Consider the following 18823-nt stretch of genomic DNA (forward strand, 5'->3'; position numbering starts at 1 on the left):
AAGTCGTTCAGGCCGTGGCTGCGACAACCGGCGGACGCGCGGGCGTGCCAGCCGAGACAGTCAGCACGTCGTAACCGGTTTCGGTGACGAGCACGGTGTGTTCCCACTGTGCCGACAGGCTGCGGTCCTTGGTTTTGACGGTCCACTGATCCGGCATGGTGCGGATATCGCGCCGACCGGCGTTGATCATCGGTTCGATCGTAAAGATCATGCCGGTTTGCAGCTCGAGCCCGGTGCCGGGACGGCCGTAGTGCAGAATCTGCGGGTCTTCGTGAAACACCGTGCCGATGCCATGGCCGCAATATTCGCGCACCACGCTGTAGCCTTGCGCTTCGGCATGCTTTTGGATGGCGTAGCCGATATCGCCGAGATGGGCGCCCGGGCGAACCTGATCGATGCCGAGCCACATGCATTCGAAGGTGGTTTGCACGAGGCGCCTCGCCATGATCGAGCCTTCGCCGACGATGAACATCCGGCTGGTGTCGCCGAAATAGCCTTCCTTGATCACCGTGACGTCGATATTCAGGGCGTCGCCGTTCTTCACCGTCTTGTCGCCCGGAATACCGTGGCAGATCACGTCGTTGACCGAAATGCAGGTGGCTTTCGGGTAAGGCGGGTAGCCGGGCGGCTGATAATTCAGCGGCGCCGGAACCGTGCCTTGCACCTGGAGCATGTATTCGTGACATAGCCGGTCGAGTTCGCCGGTCGTGATGCCGGCCGTGACGAACGGCGTGATGTAGTCGAGCACTTCGCTAGCGAGCTTGCAGGCGACGCGCATCTGCGCGATATCGTGTTCGTTTTTGAGCGTAATAGCCATGAGTCGGGCCTGAAATGCGATTTATTGCAAGATTATCGCACCATATTCCCGCTGCCGCAGGGTTTTGCCACGGTTTTGCAATATGGTGGTGGGCGTATAGGTGCAACCCGCCTGCGGCAAACGGGAGCTACCGCGCAGGTTGAGTCGGCCGATAGTCACGTGCTATAATCTTTGGCTAAGTCGATCTCTGTCTTATTTTGTTGCTCTATTGGTCACTCTGATGAGCGCAAACTGGCAGGAAAGGCGCCTCGTAGCGATAGTTGCCTGCGCTACGGGTAAGGCGGTATCAAGGCAGCAGACTCGCAAGCCGGCGCACCCAGGGTGTCCGTCGCGTTCAGCCAGAACGGCAGCGCGGCAGATACGGCAGCCGGCTTAAGACCCAACCCTCGCGGAGATTTTCATGGCAGTTACCATGCGTCAAATGCTGGAAGCCGGTGTCCACTTCGGTCACCAAACGCGCTTCTGGAACCCGAAGATGGCCCCCTTCATTTTCGGCCATCGCAACAAGATTCACATCATCAACCTCGAAAAGACGCTGCCGATGTACAACGACGCGCTGAAGTACGCGCGTCAACTGGCAGCGAATCGCGGCACGATCCTGTTCGTCGGCACGAAGCGTCAATCGCGCGACACGATCGCTGAAGAAGCACAACGCGCTGGCATGCCCTACGTCAACGCACGCTGGCTCGGCGGCATGCTGACCAACTTCAAGACGCTGAAGGTTTCGATCAAGCGCCTGAAGGACATGGAAGCATCGCTGGAAGCTGGCGAAACCGAACGCATGAGCAAGAAAGAAGCGCTCCTGTTCGAACGCGAAATGGCCAAGCTGCAAAAGTCGATCGGCGGCGTGAAAGACATGGGCGGTATTCCGGACGCGATCTTCGTGGTCGACGTCGGCTACCACAAGATTGCCGTTACCGAAGCGAACAAGCTCGGTATTCCGGTCATCGCCGTGGTCGACACGAACCACTCGCCGGAAGGCATCGACTACGTGATCCCGGGTAACGACGACGCTTCGAAGGCTGTCGCTCTGTACACGGCTGGCGTGGCTGACGCAATCGTCGAAGGCCGTGCTAACGCGGTCAACGAAGTGGTGCAAGCTGCTCGCGGCGGTGACGGCGACGAGTTCGTCGAGGTCAACTCGGAAGCGTAAAGCTGCCCCGTGTCCGGCAAAAAAGGGGGCTTTCTACAGGCCCCCTTTTTTTAAGCCGCGACAAAGTGGTGTGCTGTGAGTAGTGCTGAAACGTAGTCCGTAAAAAATACGTGCGACGTTGAAACGAATTCTTGCCGCCGGTATCGAAGTCCGGGCGGCGTGTGACAAGACGGAACTCAAGGAGCAAATGATGGCGGCAATTACCGCAAGCATGGTTGCAGAACTGCGCGCAAAGACCGACGCGCCGATGATGGAATGCAAGAAGGCGCTGACGGAAGCTGAAGGCGACATGGCGCGCGCTGAAGAGCTGCTGCGCGTGAAGCTGGGCAACAAGGCCAGCAAGGCGGCGTCGCGCGTGACGGCTGAAGGCGTGGTTGCGTCGTTCATCGGCGGCAACGCTGGTTCGCTCGTCGAACTGAACTGCGAAACCGACTTCGTTTCGAAGAACGACGACTTCCTGGCATTCTCGAAGACGATCGCTGAACTGGTCGCCACGCAAAACCCGGCTGACGTCGCTGCCCTGTCGGCACTGCCGCTGGACGGCTCGACGGTCGACGCAGTGCGCCTCGCACTGGTCGGCAAGATCGGTGAAAACCTGTCGATCCGCCGTTTCGTGCGTTTCGAAACCTCGAACAAGCTGGCAGCGTACCTGCACGGCACGCGTATCGGCGTGCTGGTCGAGTACACCGGCGCGGACGAGCAGGTCGGCAAGGACGTGGCAATGCACATCGCCGCCATGAAGCCGGTCTCGCTGTCGTCGGACGACGTCCCGGCGGATCTGATCGCCAAGGAGCGCAGCATTGCTGAGCAGAAGGCTGCTGAATCGGGCAAGCCGGCTGAAATCGTCGCCAAGATGGTCGACGGCAGCGTGCAGAAGTACCTGAAGGAAGTGTCGCTGCTGAACCAGACGTTCGTTAAGAATGACAAGCAGACAATCGAACAGATGCTGAAGGCTGGCAATGCGAGCGTGCAGAAGTTCGCGCTGTTCGTGGTCGGCGAAGGCATCGAGAAGAAGCAGGACGACTTCGCAGCTGAAGTGGCCGCTCAAGTCGCTGCTGCAAAGCAACAATAAGTATCGCTTAAGCTTCAGTTAGTACTGTTGGACCCGCGGCGGAGCAAGACTTTGCCGCGGTCGGCAGCGCCGCAAGGCTGCACGCGGGTGACCCTCGCGGCGCACGCCGCTGGCGGACCCCAGGGTTCGTCAATTTGGCGACGCTTGCCCGAATCAGCATTTCACCCCTACATTAGTCCCTTGTTGTTGCCCTGTTCTGCGCGATCTGGATACCTCTATGCCCACTGCCTATAAACGCGTCCTGCTCAAACTCTCCGGTGAAGCTCTGATGGGCGACGATGCCTTCGGCATCAATCGCGCGACCATCGAACGAATGGTAGCGGACGTGGCCGAAGTGGTCCGTCTCGGAACGCAGCTGGCCGTGGTGATCGGCGGCGGTAATATTTTCCGCGGCGTCGCGGGCGGCGCGGCCGGTATGGATCGCGCCACGGCTGACTACATGGGCATGCTGGCCACCATGATGAACGCGCTGGCGCTGCAAGACGCAATGCGCCACGCCGGCATCGAAGCGCGCGTGCAATCCGCGCTGCGTATGGACCAGGTGGTCGAGCCTTACATCCGCCCGCGTGCGATTCGCCAGCTCGAAGAAGGCAAAGTCGTGATTTTCGCGGCCGGTACCGGCAACCCGTTCTTCACGACCGATACGGCCGCCGCGCTGCGCGGTTCGGAAATCGGCGCGGAAGTCGTGCTGAAAGCCACCAAGGTGGATGGCGTTTATTCGGCCGATCCCAAGAAAGACCCGAGCGCGACCCGTTACACCACGATCAGCTTTGACGAAGCCATCGGCCGCAATCTGCAGGTGATGGACGCCACGGCGTTCGCGCTGTGCCGCGACCAGAAGCTGCCGATCCGGGTGTTTTCGATCGTCAAGCCGGGTGCGCTCAAGCGCATCGTACAAGGCGAGGACGAGGGCACCCTCGTCCACGTGTAAACTCTCGTTCACATAACGTGGGCTTTAACGCGAGCCCAGGCCGCCGCATAGTGCGCGCGCTGGCCGGCTCGCACCGTTTTGAAGGTTCGGAGGTTTAAAAATGTCTGTGGCTGATATCAGGAAGGGCGCTGAACAAAAGATGCAGCGTTCCATCGACGCGTTCAAGAACGACCTGTCGAAGATCCGCACGGGCCGTGCACACACGGGCCTGCTCGATCACATCCAGTGCGATTACTACGGTTCGCCGGTGCCGATTTCGCAGGTCGCGAATCTGACGCTGATCGACGCACGCACGATCGGCGTGCAGCCGTGGGAAAAGAAGATGGTCCAGGTCGTCGAAAAGGCGATCCGCGAGTCGGACCTCGGTCTGAACCCGGCTACGCAAGGCGACGTGATTCGCGTGCCGATGCCCGCGCTGACCGAAGAACGTCGTCGCGAACTGACCAAAGTGGTCAAGAGCGAGGCAGAAACGGCCAAGGTCGCTGTGCGTAACCTGCGTCGTGATGCAAACGAGCAACTGAAGAAGCTCGTGAAAGACAAAGAAATTTCTGAAGATGACGAGCGCCGTGCAGGTGACGACGTTCAGAAACTGACGGACAAGTTCGTCACGGAAATCGACAAGCTTGTAGTGACCAAAGAAGCCGAGATCATGACGGTCTGAGGCCGGTTGGCTCAGCACCTTCAAGATATCCACTTCTTTTTTTGCAGTCACTGTCCCGACGGCCATGACCTATACCAGCTCAACCGTGCGCGTGCCTGATGTCGCCGCGGTGCCGCGACATATCGCGATCATCATGGACGGCAACGGCCGTTGGGCGACCCAGCGCCGTCTGCCGCGCGTGGCCGGCCATACGCGCGGCGTCGACGCAGTGCGTGCGGCCGTCGAGGCCTGCGCCCGGCAGGGCGTCGAATACCTGACGCTCTTCGCCTTCAGCTCGGAAAACTGGCGCCGCCCGAACGACGAAGTGTCGTTCCTGATGCGCCTGTTCGTTACCGCGCTGGAGCGCGAGATCGGCAAGCTGCACGCGAACGGCATCCGCCTGCGCGTGGTTGGCGATCTGTCCCGATTCGATACGCGCATTCGCGACCTGATCAAGCGCGCGGAAACCAAAACCGCGCGCAATACGCGTCTCACGCTCACCATTGCCGCCAACTACGGCGGTCGCTGGGACATCATGCAGGCCACCCGCAAGCTCGCCGAACAATCGGCGCTGGCGGGCAAGGCGGTCGAGGTGAACGAAGATTCGTTCGCCGAACACCTGTCGATGGCCTATGCGCCGGAGCCGGACCTCTTTATCCGCACCGGCGGCGAACGCCGCGTCAGCAACTTCCTGCTGTGGCAACTCGCCTACACCGAGTTCTACTTCACCGACACGTTCTGGCCGGATTTCGACGCCGACGCGCTCGGCCACGCCATCGCATCCTACGCGGAGCGTGAGCGCCGCTTCGGCCGCACCAGTGCTCAACTCGAGCCGCAATCGCAGAACGTCGATTCGCTTCCATGCTAAAAACCCGTGTCATCACGGCGATCATCCTGCTGGCGATCTTCCTGCCGGTCACGCTGTTCGCGCCGGTGGGCGCGTTTGGCGCGCTGATCGCCTTCGTCGTCGTGTTCGCCGCGTGGGAGTGGGCGCGTCTGCTGAAGCTCGGCGGCGCGGGCCCGGTCATTTACGCGCTGGTCGCTGCGGTGGCGCTGGTCGCGAGCACGCGCCTCGGCACCGGCGTCGAGGAACCCCGGCCGCTCTTTCAGGCGGCCGCTATTTTCTGGGTGATCGCGGGGCCGTACGTGCTCCTGCGCAAGCCGACCCTTGCGCAAGGCGCCTGGCGAGCGTTTCTCTTTCTTGCCGGCATTGTGGTATTCGTCGCGTGCTGGCATGCTCTCGTCGCCGCACGCATGCAGGGCGTGGCCTTTGTGCTGTCGCTGCTCCTATTGGTATGGCTGGCCGATATCGGCGCATACTTCTCCGGAAAAGCTTTCGGAAAACACAAGCTGGCGCCTGCCATCAGCCCGGGTAAGACTTGGGAGGGCGCGATCGGCGGTTGGCTGGTGGTGATGATCGTCGCGGCGGCGGCGGTCTTTTTGCACGCGTTCGAGCCGACCCTGTATTCTGCGCTGCTGGCGCAATGGGGCGCCGTACGTACGTTGCTCGCACTGACCCTGCTGGTGGCGTTCAGCGTGGTGGGCGACCTGTTCGAATCCATGATGAAACGCCAGGCCGGAGTGAAAGATTCAAGCGGCCTGTTGCCTGGGCACGGTGGCGTACTCGACCGCATCGACGCATTGTTGCCGGTGCTGCCGCTTGCCATGCTGCTGCTCGGCTAGAGAAAGAGATATGCAAAAACGTCTGACATTGCTCGGTTCCACGGGCTCGATTGGAGACAGCACGCTCGACGTCGTCGCGCGTCATCCCGAACGCTTTTCGGTTTACGCGCTTACGGCGCATCGCAACGGCGACAAGCTCGTCGAGCAATGCCTGCGCTTTCAGCCTGACGTCGCGGTAGTTGGCGATGCCGATACCGCTGCGCAGGTCGCGGCGAAGTTGCGAGAAGCCGGTTGCAAGACGGAAGTCACTTACGGCCCGCAAGCGCTCGTTGACGTGTCGAAGAGTGAAAGCTGCGATACGGTCGTAGCCGCGATTGTCGGCGCTGCAGGCCTCGCGCCGAGTCTCGCTGCCGCGCGCGCCGGCAAGCGCATTCTGCTCGCCAACAAGGAAGCGCTGGTGATGTCCGGCGCGATCTTCATGGACGCGGTGCGTGACAACGGCGCCGTGCTGCTGCCGGTCGACAGCGAACACAATGCCATTTTCCAATGCTTGCCGCGCGAAGCCGCACAGCATGGCGGCGTCTCGAAGATCATCCTGACCGCGTCAGGCGGCCCGTTCCGCACGCGCGAACCGGCCACGCTGGTCGACGTCACGCCGGACGAAGCCTGTAAGCATCCGAACTGGGTCATGGGCCGTAAGATTTCGGTCGACTCCGCCACGATGATGAATAAAGGCCTCGAAGTGATCGAGGCGCACTGGCTCTTCGATCTGCCGGGCGAGCGAATCGAGGTGCTGATTCACCCGCAAAGCGTGATTCACTCGATGGTGTCGTACGCTGACGGCTCGGTGCTCGCGCAATTGGGCAATCCCGACATGCGCACGCCGATCGCGCATGCGCTGGCATTTCCGGACCGCGTCGATTCGGGCGTGGCCCAACTGGATCTGCTGCAGGTCGCATCGCTGTCGTTCGAAAAACCGGATTACACGCGCTTCCCGTGTCTCGCGCTCGCCGTGAAGGCGCTGGCCGAGGGAGGCCTCGCGAGCGCGGCGCTCAACGCCGCGAACGAAGTCGCGGTGGAAGCGTTCCTGTCGCACCAGATCGGTTTCATGGCAATCGCTCAGGTCGTCGACGCCGTACTCAATGCGTTGCCGAACCGCAGCGCGCACGCGCTCGAAGACGTGATCGAAGCGGATGCGGCCGCGCGCCGCGCCGCTGCCGATTTCATCGCGCGCCTGCCTGACGGCGCCCGTCGCACGGAACGCGCCGTCCAGTGAGGCGCCTATGAACCTGCTGATCGAACTGCTTGCCTTCGCGGTGGCGATTGGCGTACTCGTGGTTGTCCACGAGTACGGGCACTACAGTGTCGCGCGTTTGTGCGGCGTCAAGGTGCTGCGTTTTTCGATCGGCTTCGGCAAGCCGCTGTTCCAGTGGGTGAGCCCGAAGACAGGCACCGAATGGACGATTGCCGCGCTGCCGCTGGGCGGCTACGTGAAGATGCTCGACGAGCGCGAGACCGGCGGGGCGCCGATTCCCGCTGAAGCCTTGCCGCATGCGTTCAACCGGCAGTCGGTGTGGCGCCGTTTCGCGATTGTCGCGGCCGGGCCGGTCGCGAATTTCCTGCTCGCCATCGTGCTGTTCGCCCTCGTGTTCGCCACGGGCGTGACGGAGCCGGCGGCTGTGGTGGCCGCGCCTACGCCGAATACGCCGGCCGCGCTGGCCGGTTTCGACGGTGGCGAAACGATTGTTGCTGTGCGTGCGGAGAACGCCGGGGAGTCCGAACGGGTGCGGTCGTGGTCCGACCTGCGCTGGAAACTGCTGGGCGCGGCATTCGATCACAAGCGCGTCGTGCTGAGCGCAAAAGATGCACACGGCACCTCGGATTTCCAGCTGGATCTGCGTGGCGTCACCGAGAAAGACGTCGACGACGACTTCATGTCGCGTCTTGGTTTCGAACCGGGTGGCGGCAAACTGACGGTCGCCGGGGTGCAGCCGGGTAGCGCGGCGCAAAAGGCAGGCCTTGCGGTGGGCGACCGTCTGCGCGCGATCAACGGTATCCCGACCGACAATGCCACAGCCTTCATCGCTTATGTAAAATCGCACGCCGGCACGCCCGTAACGCTGCAGGTAGAGCGTGGCGGGCAAGCCGCGGGCAAGCTGGAAGACGTTCGCATCGTCCCGCAGTCGCAGCGCGATGACGCGACCGGGCAGCAGATCGGCCGTATCGGCGCGGAACTCGCTACCCAGGTGCCGTCGATCGACGTGCGTTACGGGCCGGTCGAAAGCTTGCAACTGGGCGCGCGCCGTACGTGGGATCTGGCTGTTTATTCGGTGCGGATGTTCGGACGGATGATCGTCGGCGAGGCTTCGCTGAAAAATCTTTCTGGCCCCGTGACGATCGCCGATTACGCAGGAAAGAGCGCACGTCTAGGTCCATCTGCATTCCTGTCGTTCCTGGCCCTTGTCAGTATTAGCCTCGGCGTACTGAACCTGTTACCAATTCCGGTATTGGACGGGGGTCATCTGTTATATTATTTGGTTGAAGCTGTAACCGGCAAAGTTGTCTCCGATCGCTGGCAACTCGTTTTTCAGAGGGCGGGTCTCGCCTGCATCGTCGCGTTGTCGGCGATTGCGCTGTTCAACGATCTGGCTCGTTTAATCCATTTTTAAAGTGTCTGGCGGCGTTCACGATGGCGACCGCCCGACCTGATGCAGCTATACACACTGGGGAAGCACGTTGTTTAAACCTCATCGCTTTGTTCCAAAGACGGTTATAGCCGCGGCGTTTGCCGCGCATGGGCTGGTTGCTCACGCAACGACGCCCTTCGTGGTGCAAGACATCCGGATCGAGGGATTGCAACGCGTCGAACCCGGTACCGTGTTCGCGTACCTGCCTATCAAGCAAGGCGACACCTTTAGCGACGACAAGGCTTCCGAAGCCATTCGCGCGCTGTACGCCACGGGCTTCTTCAACGACGTCAAGATCGCGACGGAAGGCAATGTCGTCATCGTGCAGGTGCTGGAACGTCCGGCCATCGGCACGATCGACTTCGCCGGCATTCACGAGTTCGACAAGGAAAATCTGACCAAGGCGCTGCGCGCGGTCGGTTTGTCGCAAGGCCGTTATTACGACAAGGCACTCGTCGACAAGGCCGAGCAGGAACTGAAGCGCCAGTACCTGACGCGTGGCTACTACGCCGCCGAAGTCACCACCACGATCACGCCGATCGACCGCAATCGCGTGTCGGTGCTGTTCTCGGTGGCTGAAGGTCCGAGCGCGAAGATCCGCCAGATCAACTTCATCGGCAATAAGGCGTTCAGCACGGGTACGCTGCGCGACGAAATGCAGCTGTCCACGCCGAACTGGTTCTCGTGGTACACGAAGAACGACCTGTACGCGAAAGACAAGCTCACCGGCGACCTCGAAAACGTCCGCTCGTATTACCTGAATCGCGGCTACCTCGAGTTCAACATCGAGTCGACCCAGGTGTCGATCACGCCGGACAAGAAGGACATGTATCTGACGGTCACGCTGCACGAAGGCGAGCCGTACACGATCAACAGCATCAAGCTGGCCGGTAACCTGCTCGACCGCGAGCCGGAGTTGAACAAGCTCATCAAGATCAAACCGGGCGACCGCTTCTCGGCCGAAAAGCTGCAAGCCACCACCAAGTCGATCGTCGACAAGCTCGGCGAATACGGCTACGCGTTCGCTACAGTCAACGCGCAGCCGCAGATCGATCAGGAACACCATAAGGTCGACCTGACGCTGCAAGTGGACCCGAGCCGCCGTGTCTACGTGCGCCGCATCAACGTGGTCGGCAACACGCGCACCCGCGACGAAGTGGTGCGCCGCGAAATGCGCCAGCTCGAAAGCTCGTGGTTCGATTCGAACCGCCTCGCGCTGTCGAAAGACCGGATCAACCGTCTCGGCTACTTTACCGATGTGGACGTGACCACGGTGCCCGTGGAAGGCACGCCCGACCAGGTCGATGTGGACGTCAAGGTGGCCGAAAAGCCGACCGGCGCGATCACGCTGGGCGCCGGTTTCTCGTCGACCGACAAGGTGGTGCTCTCGGCCGGCGTATCGCAGGACAACGTGTTCGGTTCGGGTACGAGTCTCGCGGTGAACGTGAATACCGCCAAGACGTACCGTACCTTGACGGTTACGCAGGTCGACCCGTACTTCACGGTCGACGGCATCAAGCGCATTACCGACGTTTACTACCGTACGTACCAGCCGCTGTACTACTCGACGGATTCGAGCTTCAAGATCGTCACGATCGGTGGCGACCTGAAGTTTGGTATTCCGTTCTCCGAAGTCGACACGGTGTACTTCGGCGCGGGCCTCGAGCAGAACCAGCTGGACGTCGACGCGAACACGCCAGCGTCCTATAAGCAGTACGTCACCGATTTCGGACGCGTTTCGAACAACGTGCCAATTACGGTGGGCTGGTCGCGCGACGCACGAGACAGCGCGCTGGTGCCGAGCCGCGGCTACTTTACGCAGGCGAACGCCGAGTACGGCACGCCGATCGGTGGCACGCAGTACTACAAGGCCGACATCAACGCGCAGTACTATTACTCGTTTTCGCGTGGCTTTGTGCTGGGCTTCAACTTCCAGGGCGGCTACGGTAAGGGCATGGGCGGTAAACCGTATCCGATTTTCAAGAACTACTACGCAGGTGGTATCGGTTCGGTGCGGGGATATGAGCCTAGCTCGCTGGGTCCGCGTGACGCGACGACGAACGATCCGATCGGCGGCTCAAAGCTGCTGGTGGGTAACATCGAGTTGACGTTCCCGTTGCCGGGCACCGGGTATGATCGCACGCTGCGCGTGTTTACGTTCCTTGACGCAGGTAACGTCTGGGCGGACGCAAGCAGTGCCGCTACGTCGAACGGCGCGAACGGCCTGCGTTACGGCTACGGTGTCGGTCTTGCGTGGATCTCGCCGATCGGCCCGCTCAAGCTCAGCTTGGGCTTCCCGCTCACGAAGCACACGGGCGACCAGTATCAGAAGTTCCAGTTCCAGATCGGGACGGCATTCTGATCCGGCGGAGGGCGGCCCGGGCCTTTACGGGCGGCTTCCGGCGGTGGGCCCGGCCAAACTACAGTATCGAGAGGATGACTTTGCGAACCGGTATGTTTTCGAAACGTGTGGCTTGCGCGCTGGCGCTGGCAATGACGCTGGGTGTCGGCGTAGCGGGGGTCGCGCACGCCCAGGAAGCCAGGATCGCTGCGGTGAATTCGGACCGTATCCTGCGTGAATCGGCTGCCGCGAAGGCTGCACAGGTCAAGCTCGAGGCGGAGTTCGCCAAGCGCGACAAGGACCTGGCCGACATGGCGCAGAAGCTGAAATCGATGTCCGACTCGCTCGACAAGAACGGTGCGTCGATGTCGGCTGCCGATCGCGCGCAGAAGCAGCGCGATCTGTCGCAGCTGGATACGGACTTTCAGCGCAAGCAACGTGAGTTTCGGGAAGACCTGAACCAGCGCCGCAACGAAGAACTGGCGGCGGTGCTCGACCGGGCCAACAAGGTGATCAAGCAGATCGCCGAGCAGCAGCACTACGACCTGATCGTTCAGGAAGCGGTGTACGTGAGCCCGCGCATCGACATTACCGATCAGGTGCTCAAGGCACTGGCGGCCTCGGGTAACTGAACGCACACGCCGCGCGCCGGGCACCGGCCGGGGTGCAGCGCAGGGCCGTAGAACCGACAAGTTGGACTGATTGTGCAGCAACCATCTCGCATGGGATCGGAGACAGAGGATAGGCATGGCATTTACGCTTGAGGACATCGTCCAGCGGTTCGGCGGTGAAGTAGTCGGAGAGGGTTCGCAGCGCGTCGGCAGTCTGGCGCCGCTCGACCAGGCAGGCCCGGACCAGCTGGCGTTCCTCGCCAATCCGAAGTACCTGTCGCAGGTCGAGACGACCCGTGCAGGCGCGGTGTTGATCAATGCCGACGACCTCTCGAAGCTCAGCTCCCTTACTGGCCGTAACTTCATCGTCACGCCGAATCCGTACGCTTACTTCGCGCGCGTCGCGCAGACATTCATCGACATGGCGGCGCCCAAGGCGGTGCCCGGTGTGCATCCTAGCGCGACGATCGACCCGTCGGCCCAGATTGCCGCAAGCGCGGTGATCGGTCCGCACGTCACGGTGGAAGCGGGCGCGGTGATCGGCGAAAACGTGCGTCTGGACGCCAACGTGGTGATCGGCCGCGGCACGCGAATCGGTGCGGGCTCGCATCTGTATCCGAACGTCGCGGTGTACTACGGCTGCAAGCTCGGCGAGCGCGTCATCGTGCACGCCGGCGCGGTGATCGGTTCGGACGGTTTTGGCTTCGCGCCGGATTTCGTCGGAGAAGGTGACGCGCGCACCGGCAGCTGGGTAAAAATTCCGCAGGTCGGCGGCGTGTCGATCGCGGCGGACGTCGAAATCGGTGCGAACACCACCATCGACCGCGGCGCCATGGCCGACACGATCATCGAAGAGTGCGTGAAAATCGACAACCTCGTGCAGATCGGCCACAACTGCAAGGTCGGCGCTTACACCGTGATCGCCGGCTGTGCGGGCATTGCGGGCAGCACCACGATCGGCCGTCATTGCATGATCGGCGGCGCGGTGGGGATCGCGGGGCACGTTACGCTGGCCGACTATGTGATCGTCACGGCGAAGTCGGGCGTCTCGAAGTCCTTGCTGAAGCCTGGCATGTACACCAGCGCATTCCCGGCGGTGAACCATGCCGACTGGAACAAGAGCGCCGCTTTGCTGCGTAACATCGACAAGCTTCGCGATCGTATCAAGGCGCTCGAAAATACCGCTTCGGCAGGCAAGCCGGCCGGCGCGGCAAGCAATTCCGCAGGCGACGAAGCCTGAGACATAAGGCCGACCCGAAGGCAAGACCCGCACGCCGACCCGCGGGTCAACCCGCACAACAATCCGCGGGCCAACCGGCCGGTACCGCGTAAAATAGCGGGCAAGCATCAGGAAGCAAAGTCGGTTGCCGTGACCGGGTGGCATGGCCGCCGGGTTTCGGCGAGCGCCGGCAGCACGCGTTACCAACCCACCTGCACCAGCATCCGCAGTCATCATCGCGCAGTCAATGCGTGAGTAGAAACACCATGAGCACCGAAAAAATCAATCTCGACATTCATAAGATTCTCACGCTGCTGCCCCATCGTTACCCGATCCTGCTGGTCGACCGGGTGCTCGAACTCGAGCCGCATAAGAGCATCAAAGCGTTGAAGAACGTGTCGATCAATGAGCCGTATTTCCAGGGTCACTTTCCGACCCGTCCGGTGATGCCCGGCGTGCTGATCCTCGAAGCGCTCGCGCAAACGGCAGCGCTGCTGACGTTTTCGGAAGAGCCGAGTGATCCGTCGAACACGCTGTATCTGTTCGTGGGCATCGACAACGCGCGTTTCAAGCGAGTGGTGGAACCGGGCGATCAGCTGATCCTGAACTGCACGTTCGAGCGTCATATGCGCGGCATCTGGAAGTTCAAGGCGCGCGCCGAAGTGGATGGAGCCGTGGCGGCGGAAGCCGATCTGATGTGCGCGGTGCGGCACACGGACAAAGACGCTTGAAGCCGGTGTCCGGACGGTCAGTCGCTTATCCCAGGCGCTGCGCACTCCGGCTACGCCCATCCAGACAACGCAACAGAATCAGAAGCGAGGACGCATGAGCAGGATTCATCCCACTGCGATCGTCGAACCGGGCGCACAACTCGACGAATCCGTCGAAATCGGACCGTATGCCGTCGTCGGCGCACATGTGACGATCGGCGCACGGACCACGGTCGGTTCGCACAGCGTGATCGAAGGTCACACGACGATTGGCGAAGACAACCGCATCGGCCACTATGCATCGGTCGGCGGTCGTCCGCAGGACATGAAGTACAAGGACGAGCCGACCCGGCTTGTGATCGGCAATCGCAACACGATCCGTGAGTTCACCACGATCCACACCGGCACGGTGCAGGACTCGGGCGTCACTACGCTCGGCGACGACAACTGGATCATGGCCTACGTGCACATCGGCCACGACTGCCACGTCGGCAACAACGTGATTCTGTCGAGCAATGCGCAGATGGCCGGCCACGTGACGATTGGCGACCATGCGATTATCGGCGGCATGTCGGGCGTGCATCAGTTCGTGCGCATCGGCGCGCATTCGATGCTGGGCGGCGCGTCGGCGCTCGTGCAGGACATCCCGCCGTTCGTGATCGCTGCCGGCAACAAGGCCGAGCCGCACGGTATCAACGTCGAGGGTCTGCGCCGCCGCGGTTTCTCCGCAGACGCGATCTCGGCGCTGCGCTCGGCGTACCGCTTGCTGTACAAGAACGGCCTGTCGCTTGAAGAAGCGAAGGTGCAGTTGCGCGAACTCGCAACCGCGGGTGGCGATGGCGATGCGCCGGTACAAACGCTGCTCGCGTTTGTCGAAGCGTCGCAACGCGGCATCATCCGCTAACCGATGGCTTTGAACCCGAGTCCCCTGCGCGTCGCGATGGTGGCAGGCGAGCCGTCCGGCGACCTGCTGGCGGCGTCGCTGCTCGACGGCCTCGCGAGCCGTTTGCCCGCCGGCACCCAGTATTACGGGGTCGGCGGCCCGCGCATGATCGCCACGGGTTTCGACGCCCACTGGCCGATGGAGAAGCTGACGGTGCGCGGCTATGTCGAAGCACTGCGGCATATTCCAGAGATCCTCGGCATCCGCAAGGAACTGAAGCGCCAATTGCTGGCGGAACCGCCGTCGGTATTCGTCGGCGTGGACGCGCCCGATTTCAACTTCGGACTCGAGCATCCGTTGCGCGATGCGGGTATTCCGACGGTTCACTTCGTTTGCCCGTCGATCTGGGCGTGGCGAGGTGGGCGCATCAAGAAGATCGCCAAAGCGGTCGACCACATGCTGTGCGTGTTTCCGTTCGAAACAGCGCTGCTGGAAAAGGCCGGCATCGCGGCCTCGTACGTGGGCCATCCGCTTGCCGACGAAATTCCTCTGGTACCCGATACGCTTGGCGCGCGCCGTACGCTCGGTCTTGCCGAAAGCGGCCCGATCATCGCGGTGCTGCCCGGCAGCCGGCGCTCGGAGATCGATCTGATCGGTCCGACGTTCTTTGCCGCGATGGAAATGATGCAGCACCAGGAGCCCAGTTTGCGTTTCGTGATGCCGGCGGCCACGCCCGCACTGCGCGAAATGCTACGGCCGCTGGTCGATGCGCATCCCGGTCTCGCGCTGACCATTACCGACGGCCAGGCGCAAATCGCCATGACGGCGGCCGATGCGATCCTCGTCAAGAGCGGCACGGTGACGCTGGAAGCCGCGCTGCTGAAAAAGCCGATGGTGATCTCGTATAAGGTGCCCTGGCTGACCGGCCAGATCATGCGCCGCCAAGGCTATCTGCCGTATGTCGGCTTGCCGAACATTCTGGCGGGGCGCTTCGTCGTGCCGGAAATTCTGCAGCACTTCGCGACGCCTCAGGCGCTCGCCGAAGCGACGCTGAAACAGTTGCGCGACGAGGCCAACCGGCGCACGCTGACGGAAATCTTCACGGAGATGCATCACGTGCTGAAGCAGAACACCGCGCAACGTGCAGCGGAAGTCGTGGCGAGCATCGTCGAAAAGCGGAAGGCGCGGCCGTGACTACCGCGCGCGCGCCACGCCGCAAGGCTGCGACCGTTGCTGGCGCGGCGGCGCGGCAGGTCGGTCTTGACTTCGAGACGCCGGACGACATCGTCTGCGGCGTCGACGAAGCAGGGCGCGGGCCGCTGGCCGGCCCGGTGGTCGCTGCGGCGGTGATATTCGACCCGTCGAAACCGATGATCCGCGGCCTCGACGATTCGAAAGCGCTCACCGCCAAAAAACGCGACGAACTGTACGACAAGATCGTCGACCGGGCGCTCGCCTACTGCATCGCGTCCGCCAGCGTCGAAGAAATCGATACGCTGAACATCCTGCACGCCACCATGCTGGCAATGAAGCGGGCGGTCGAAGGCCTCTCGGTCGTGCCGACGCTCGTGAAAATCGACGGCAATCGCTGCCCGACGCTGAGCGTTCGCAGCGAGGCGGTGATCGGCGGCGACGCACTGATCAAAAGCATCTCGGCGGCGTCGATTCTCGCCAAGGTCACGCGTGACCGGATGCTGCTCGAATTGCATCAAACCTATCCGGTCTACGGGTTTAACGCACATGCCGGCTACGGCACGCCGCAGCATCTCGCGGCGCTACGCGAACATGGGCCGTGCGAGCATCATCGGCGCTCGTTCGCACCGGTGCGCGAAGCGCATCAGCGTTTCGGCACGGCGTTGAAACGACTGCCGGCGGGCGACATGATCGTCGTGTCCGGAACGCTCACCGACGCCATGCTCGACGACGACGCCTTCGGCGAACGCAGCGGCGCGTAAGCGCTGCGCGTTGTCCGGCGCGTCGCCCACTCTTTCCTCATTCTCACTGTCTGCGCTGCCTGTGAAAGCCATCACCTCGCGGGACAATCCGCTCTACAAGCGCCTCAAGGCACTGGCCGGCTCGACGCATCAGCAGCGTCGCAGCGGTCACGCGTTGCTCGAAGGGTTCCATCTCGCGAGCGCGTATCTCGACGTCGCCGGGCAGCCGGAAATGTGCATCGTCACCGAGGGCGCGTTGCGTCACGACGAAGCGCAAGCGATCGTGTCGCGCATCGACGAGCACCGTATCGTCACGTTGCCCGATGCATTGTTTGGCCAGGTGTCGAACGTCGTGCATGGTGTCGGGATTCTGCTGCTGGTCGAAAAGCTCGATACACCGTTGCCGGAGAAGGTCGGACAAACCTGCCTCGTGCTCGATGGCGTGCAGGATGCCGGCAACGTCGGTTCGATTCTGCGCAGCGCGGCGGCCGCCGGTATTCAGCAGGTGTTTTGCGCGCCGGGCACCGCGTACGCGTGGTCGTCGAAGGTGTTGCGCTCAGGCATGGGCGCGCATTTCCTGTTGCAAATCCATGAGGATGTCGAGGCGCAGGTATTGATCGAGCGCCTCGCGGTGCCCATCGTCATTACGGATTCGCACGGTGCCGAGGCGATCTACGATTGCGATCTGAGCGGGCCGCTCGCGTGGGTGTTCGGCAACGAAGGAGCGGGCGTCTCGCAGACCTGGCGCGATGCGGTTTCGTTGCGGGTGACGATTCCTCAGCCGGGCGGCATGGAATCGCTGAATGTGGCGGCCGCTGCGGCTGTCTGCGTGTTCGAACAGTGCCGCCAGCAGCGCCGCGCGTGACAGTGCAATGGCTTCAGGTCTGAGGCGATCTCCGCGACCACCTCAGCACCACGCACACACGCCGGCAAAGCTGGTCGTCGCTCAATAAGCCGGCCGGTCCAGCTTGATCTCCTGCAGGATCGTTGTCGCGATCTCTTCGATCGACTTATGCGTCGACGACAACCACTTGACCCCTTCGCGTCGCATCATCGCTTCCGCCTCGTTGATCTCGTAACGGCAATTTTCCGGCGCGGCGTACTTGCTGCCCGGGCGGCGCTCGTTACGGATCTCCGACAGCCGCTGCGGATCGATCGACAAACCAAACATCTTCTGCCGATGCGCCAATAGCGGCGTAGGCAGCTTGCCGCGCTCGAAGTCTTCCGGAATCAGCGGATAGTTGGCCGCTTTCACGCCGTACTGCATGGCCAGATACAGGCTCGTCGGCGTCTTGCCGCTGCGCGACACGCCCACCAGAATCACGTCGGCATCGGCCAGATTGCGGTTCGATTGACCGTCGTCGTGGGCGAGCGAGAAGTTGATCGCCTCGATCCGGTTCTTGTATTCCTCGGTATCGGCGTTCTGGTGGCCGCGGCCCATCGCGTGGCTCGACTTGAGCTCCAGCTCCTGCTCGAGCGGCTCGACGAAGGTCTGAAACATATCCAGCACGAGCGCGTTCGAGCCTTTGACGATCTGATTCGACGCGCTGTCCACCAGCGTCGTGAAGACGATCGGACGGCGGCCGTCCTGCTGGATCGCTTCGTTGATCTTTTCTAGCGTGGCGTAGGCTTTTTCCGTCGAGTCGACGAAGGGCACGCGAACCAGGCGGAATTTCTGGTCGAACTGGGAGAGGATCGAATGCGCGAAGGTTTCGGCAGTGATCCCGGTACCGTCGGAGACGATGAATACGGTGGGCGGCATCAGTGGGGCTGGGGAACGTGAGCGGAAAAAAGCGCTCGAATGAAACATCGCTGCATGGATGCCGCTGCACGGTGGCTAACCGGAGATTGCAGCGGCGTCATGTCAGCGCGCCGTGGGCACCGCAATTGCGTCCGGAAGGTGGTGGGTCCTCGCGAGAGCCTCGCAAGAGCCCGTCAACCGGTCCGGGGCGCGATTCGAGGCGCAATTCTCGTCCGACTGTCACATTTTGAGAGTCGGCACGGTAGAATAGCGGCAACCTGTTGGATAAGCAATTGCAGGCGATTGGCGTCTAACTTACCGCGAACGGTCGGTCAACGCCACGCTTTGCGCTGGTAACTTGCGGTAAATTGAGAGATCAGGCTGGATCGATCGGTAATTTCGTCCAACCGCTTTCTACGTCGCGCATCCGGCACTTTTTGGCGCGCGCGGCCATTTGCAGC

18 protein-coding genes are annotated in these 18823 nt (G+C 62.1%); 16 read left to right on the plus strand and 2 right to left on the minus strand.

Going from position 1 to position 18823, the window contains the following annotated elements; all coding sequences use genetic code 11:
• Positions 1–7 precede the first annotated feature (7 nt).
• Positions 8–817 carry a type I methionyl aminopeptidase gene (gene map, locus KHO30_RS12560; RefSeq protein ID WP_200617953.1) on the minus strand — a complete coding sequence of 270 codons (810 nt, stop codon included), beginning with the start codon at positions 815–817 and terminating at the stop codon, positions 8–10.
• A 400-nt stretch (positions 818–1217) separates the two neighbouring features.
• On the opposite strand from map, the gene rpsB reads away from it, so the two are divergent.
• The 16 genes from rpsB to KHO30_RS12640 all read left to right on the plus strand — a co-directional run bounded on the left by rpsB (position 1218) and on the right by KHO30_RS12640 (position 17486).
• Positions 1218–1970 (plus strand): 30S ribosomal protein S2, encoded by a 753-nt coding sequence (gene rpsB / locus KHO30_RS12565; protein WP_054035183.1) that lies wholly within the window; start codon positions 1218–1220, stop codon positions 1968–1970.
• A gap of 190 nt (positions 1971–2160) precedes the next feature.
• Positions 2161–3042 carry a translation elongation factor Ts gene (gene tsf, locus KHO30_RS12570; protein ID WP_028199372.1) on the plus strand — a complete coding sequence of 294 codons (882 nt, stop codon included), beginning with the start codon at positions 2161–2163 and terminating at the stop codon, positions 3040–3042.
• Between the two features lie 217 nt (positions 3043–3259).
• Positions 3260–3973 carry a UMP kinase gene (pyrH, locus tag KHO30_RS12575; protein ID WP_011488865.1) on the plus strand — a complete coding sequence of 238 codons (714 nt, stop codon included), beginning with the start codon at positions 3260–3262 and terminating at the stop codon, positions 3971–3973.
• A 100-nt stretch (positions 3974–4073) separates the two neighbouring features.
• On the plus strand, positions 4074–4634 hold the full coding sequence (frr, locus tag KHO30_RS12580) for a ribosome recycling factor (protein WP_054035184.1): 561 nt from the start codon (positions 4074–4076) through the stop codon (positions 4632–4634).
• 64 nt (positions 4635–4698) lie between these two features.
• On the plus strand, positions 4699–5481 hold the full coding sequence (gene uppS, locus KHO30_RS12585) for a polyprenyl diphosphate synthase (RefSeq protein ID WP_028199369.1): 783 nt from the start codon (positions 4699–4701) through the stop codon (positions 5479–5481).
• Positions 5475–6296 (plus strand): phosphatidate cytidylyltransferase, encoded by an 822-nt coding sequence (locus KHO30_RS12590; RefSeq protein ID WP_211701184.1) that lies wholly within the window; start codon positions 5475–5477, stop codon positions 6294–6296. The genes uppS and KHO30_RS12590 overlap by 7 nt, the downstream gene beginning before the upstream one ends.
• Positions 6297–6306: 10 nt before the next feature.
• Positions 6307–7512 carry a 1-deoxy-D-xylulose-5-phosphate reductoisomerase gene (locus tag KHO30_RS12595; RefSeq protein ID WP_211701185.1) on the plus strand — a complete coding sequence of 402 codons (1206 nt, stop codon included), beginning with the start codon at positions 6307–6309 and terminating at the stop codon, positions 7510–7512.
• A 7-nt stretch (positions 7513–7519) separates the two neighbouring features.
• Positions 7520–8905, plus strand: coding sequence for an RIP metalloprotease RseP (gene rseP / locus KHO30_RS12600; RefSeq protein ID WP_211701186.1), 1386 nt, complete (start codon positions 7520–7522; stop codon positions 8903–8905).
• A gap of 67 nt (positions 8906–8972) precedes the next feature.
• Positions 8973–11285 (plus strand): outer membrane protein assembly factor BamA, encoded by a 2313-nt coding sequence (gene bamA, locus KHO30_RS12605; protein WP_093633331.1) that lies wholly within the window; start codon positions 8973–8975, stop codon positions 11283–11285.
• Positions 11286–11359: 74 nt separating this feature from the next.
• On the plus strand, positions 11360–11896 hold the full coding sequence (locus KHO30_RS12610) for an OmpH/Skp family outer membrane protein (RefSeq protein ID WP_171925998.1): 537 nt from the start codon (positions 11360–11362) through the stop codon (positions 11894–11896).
• A gap of 115 nt (positions 11897–12011) precedes the next feature.
• Positions 12012–13115 (plus strand): UDP-3-O-(3-hydroxymyristoyl)glucosamine N-acyltransferase, encoded by a 1104-nt coding sequence (gene lpxD, locus KHO30_RS12615; RefSeq protein WP_211701187.1) that lies wholly within the window; start codon positions 12012–12014, stop codon positions 13113–13115.
• A 245-nt stretch (positions 13116–13360) separates the two neighbouring features.
• Positions 13361–13825 (plus strand): 3-hydroxyacyl-ACP dehydratase FabZ, encoded by a 465-nt coding sequence (gene fabZ / locus KHO30_RS12620; protein ID WP_020065638.1) that lies wholly within the window; start codon positions 13361–13363, stop codon positions 13823–13825.
• A 94-nt stretch (positions 13826–13919) separates the two neighbouring features.
• Positions 13920–14708 (plus strand): acyl-ACP--UDP-N-acetylglucosamine O-acyltransferase, encoded by a 789-nt coding sequence (lpxA, locus tag KHO30_RS12625; RefSeq protein WP_200617965.1) that lies wholly within the window; start codon positions 13920–13922, stop codon positions 14706–14708.
• Positions 14709–14711: 3 nt separating this feature from the next.
• Entirely contained in the window at positions 14712–15881 is a 1170-nt protein-coding gene (gene lpxB / locus KHO30_RS12630; RefSeq protein ID WP_093633327.1) for a lipid-A-disaccharide synthase, read from the plus strand.
• A complete protein-coding gene (gene rnhB / locus KHO30_RS12635) occupies positions 15878–16642 on the plus strand; it encodes a ribonuclease HII (protein WP_211701188.1) in 765 nt (254 codons plus the stop codon). The genes lpxB and rnhB overlap by 4 nt, the downstream gene beginning before the upstream one ends.
• 61 nt (positions 16643–16703) lie before the next feature.
• Positions 16704–17486, plus strand: a complete 783-nt coding sequence (locus tag KHO30_RS12640) for a TrmH family RNA methyltransferase (RefSeq protein ID WP_200617966.1) — start codon at positions 16704–16706, stop codon at positions 17484–17486.
• Between the two features lie 81 nt (positions 17487–17567).
• On the opposite strand, the gene ppsR is transcribed toward KHO30_RS12640, so the two are convergent.
• Entirely contained in the window at positions 17568–18383 is an 816-nt protein-coding gene (gene ppsR / locus KHO30_RS12645; RefSeq protein WP_054035190.1) for a posphoenolpyruvate synthetase regulatory kinase/phosphorylase PpsR, read from the minus strand.
• Positions 18384–18823 lie beyond the last annotated feature (440 nt).

Origin of the sequence: Paraburkholderia aspalathi (assembly GCF_905220735.1) — a bacterium.
Classification (GTDB): domain Bacteria; phylum Pseudomonadota; class Gammaproteobacteria; order Burkholderiales; family Burkholderiaceae; genus Paraburkholderia; species Paraburkholderia aspalathi.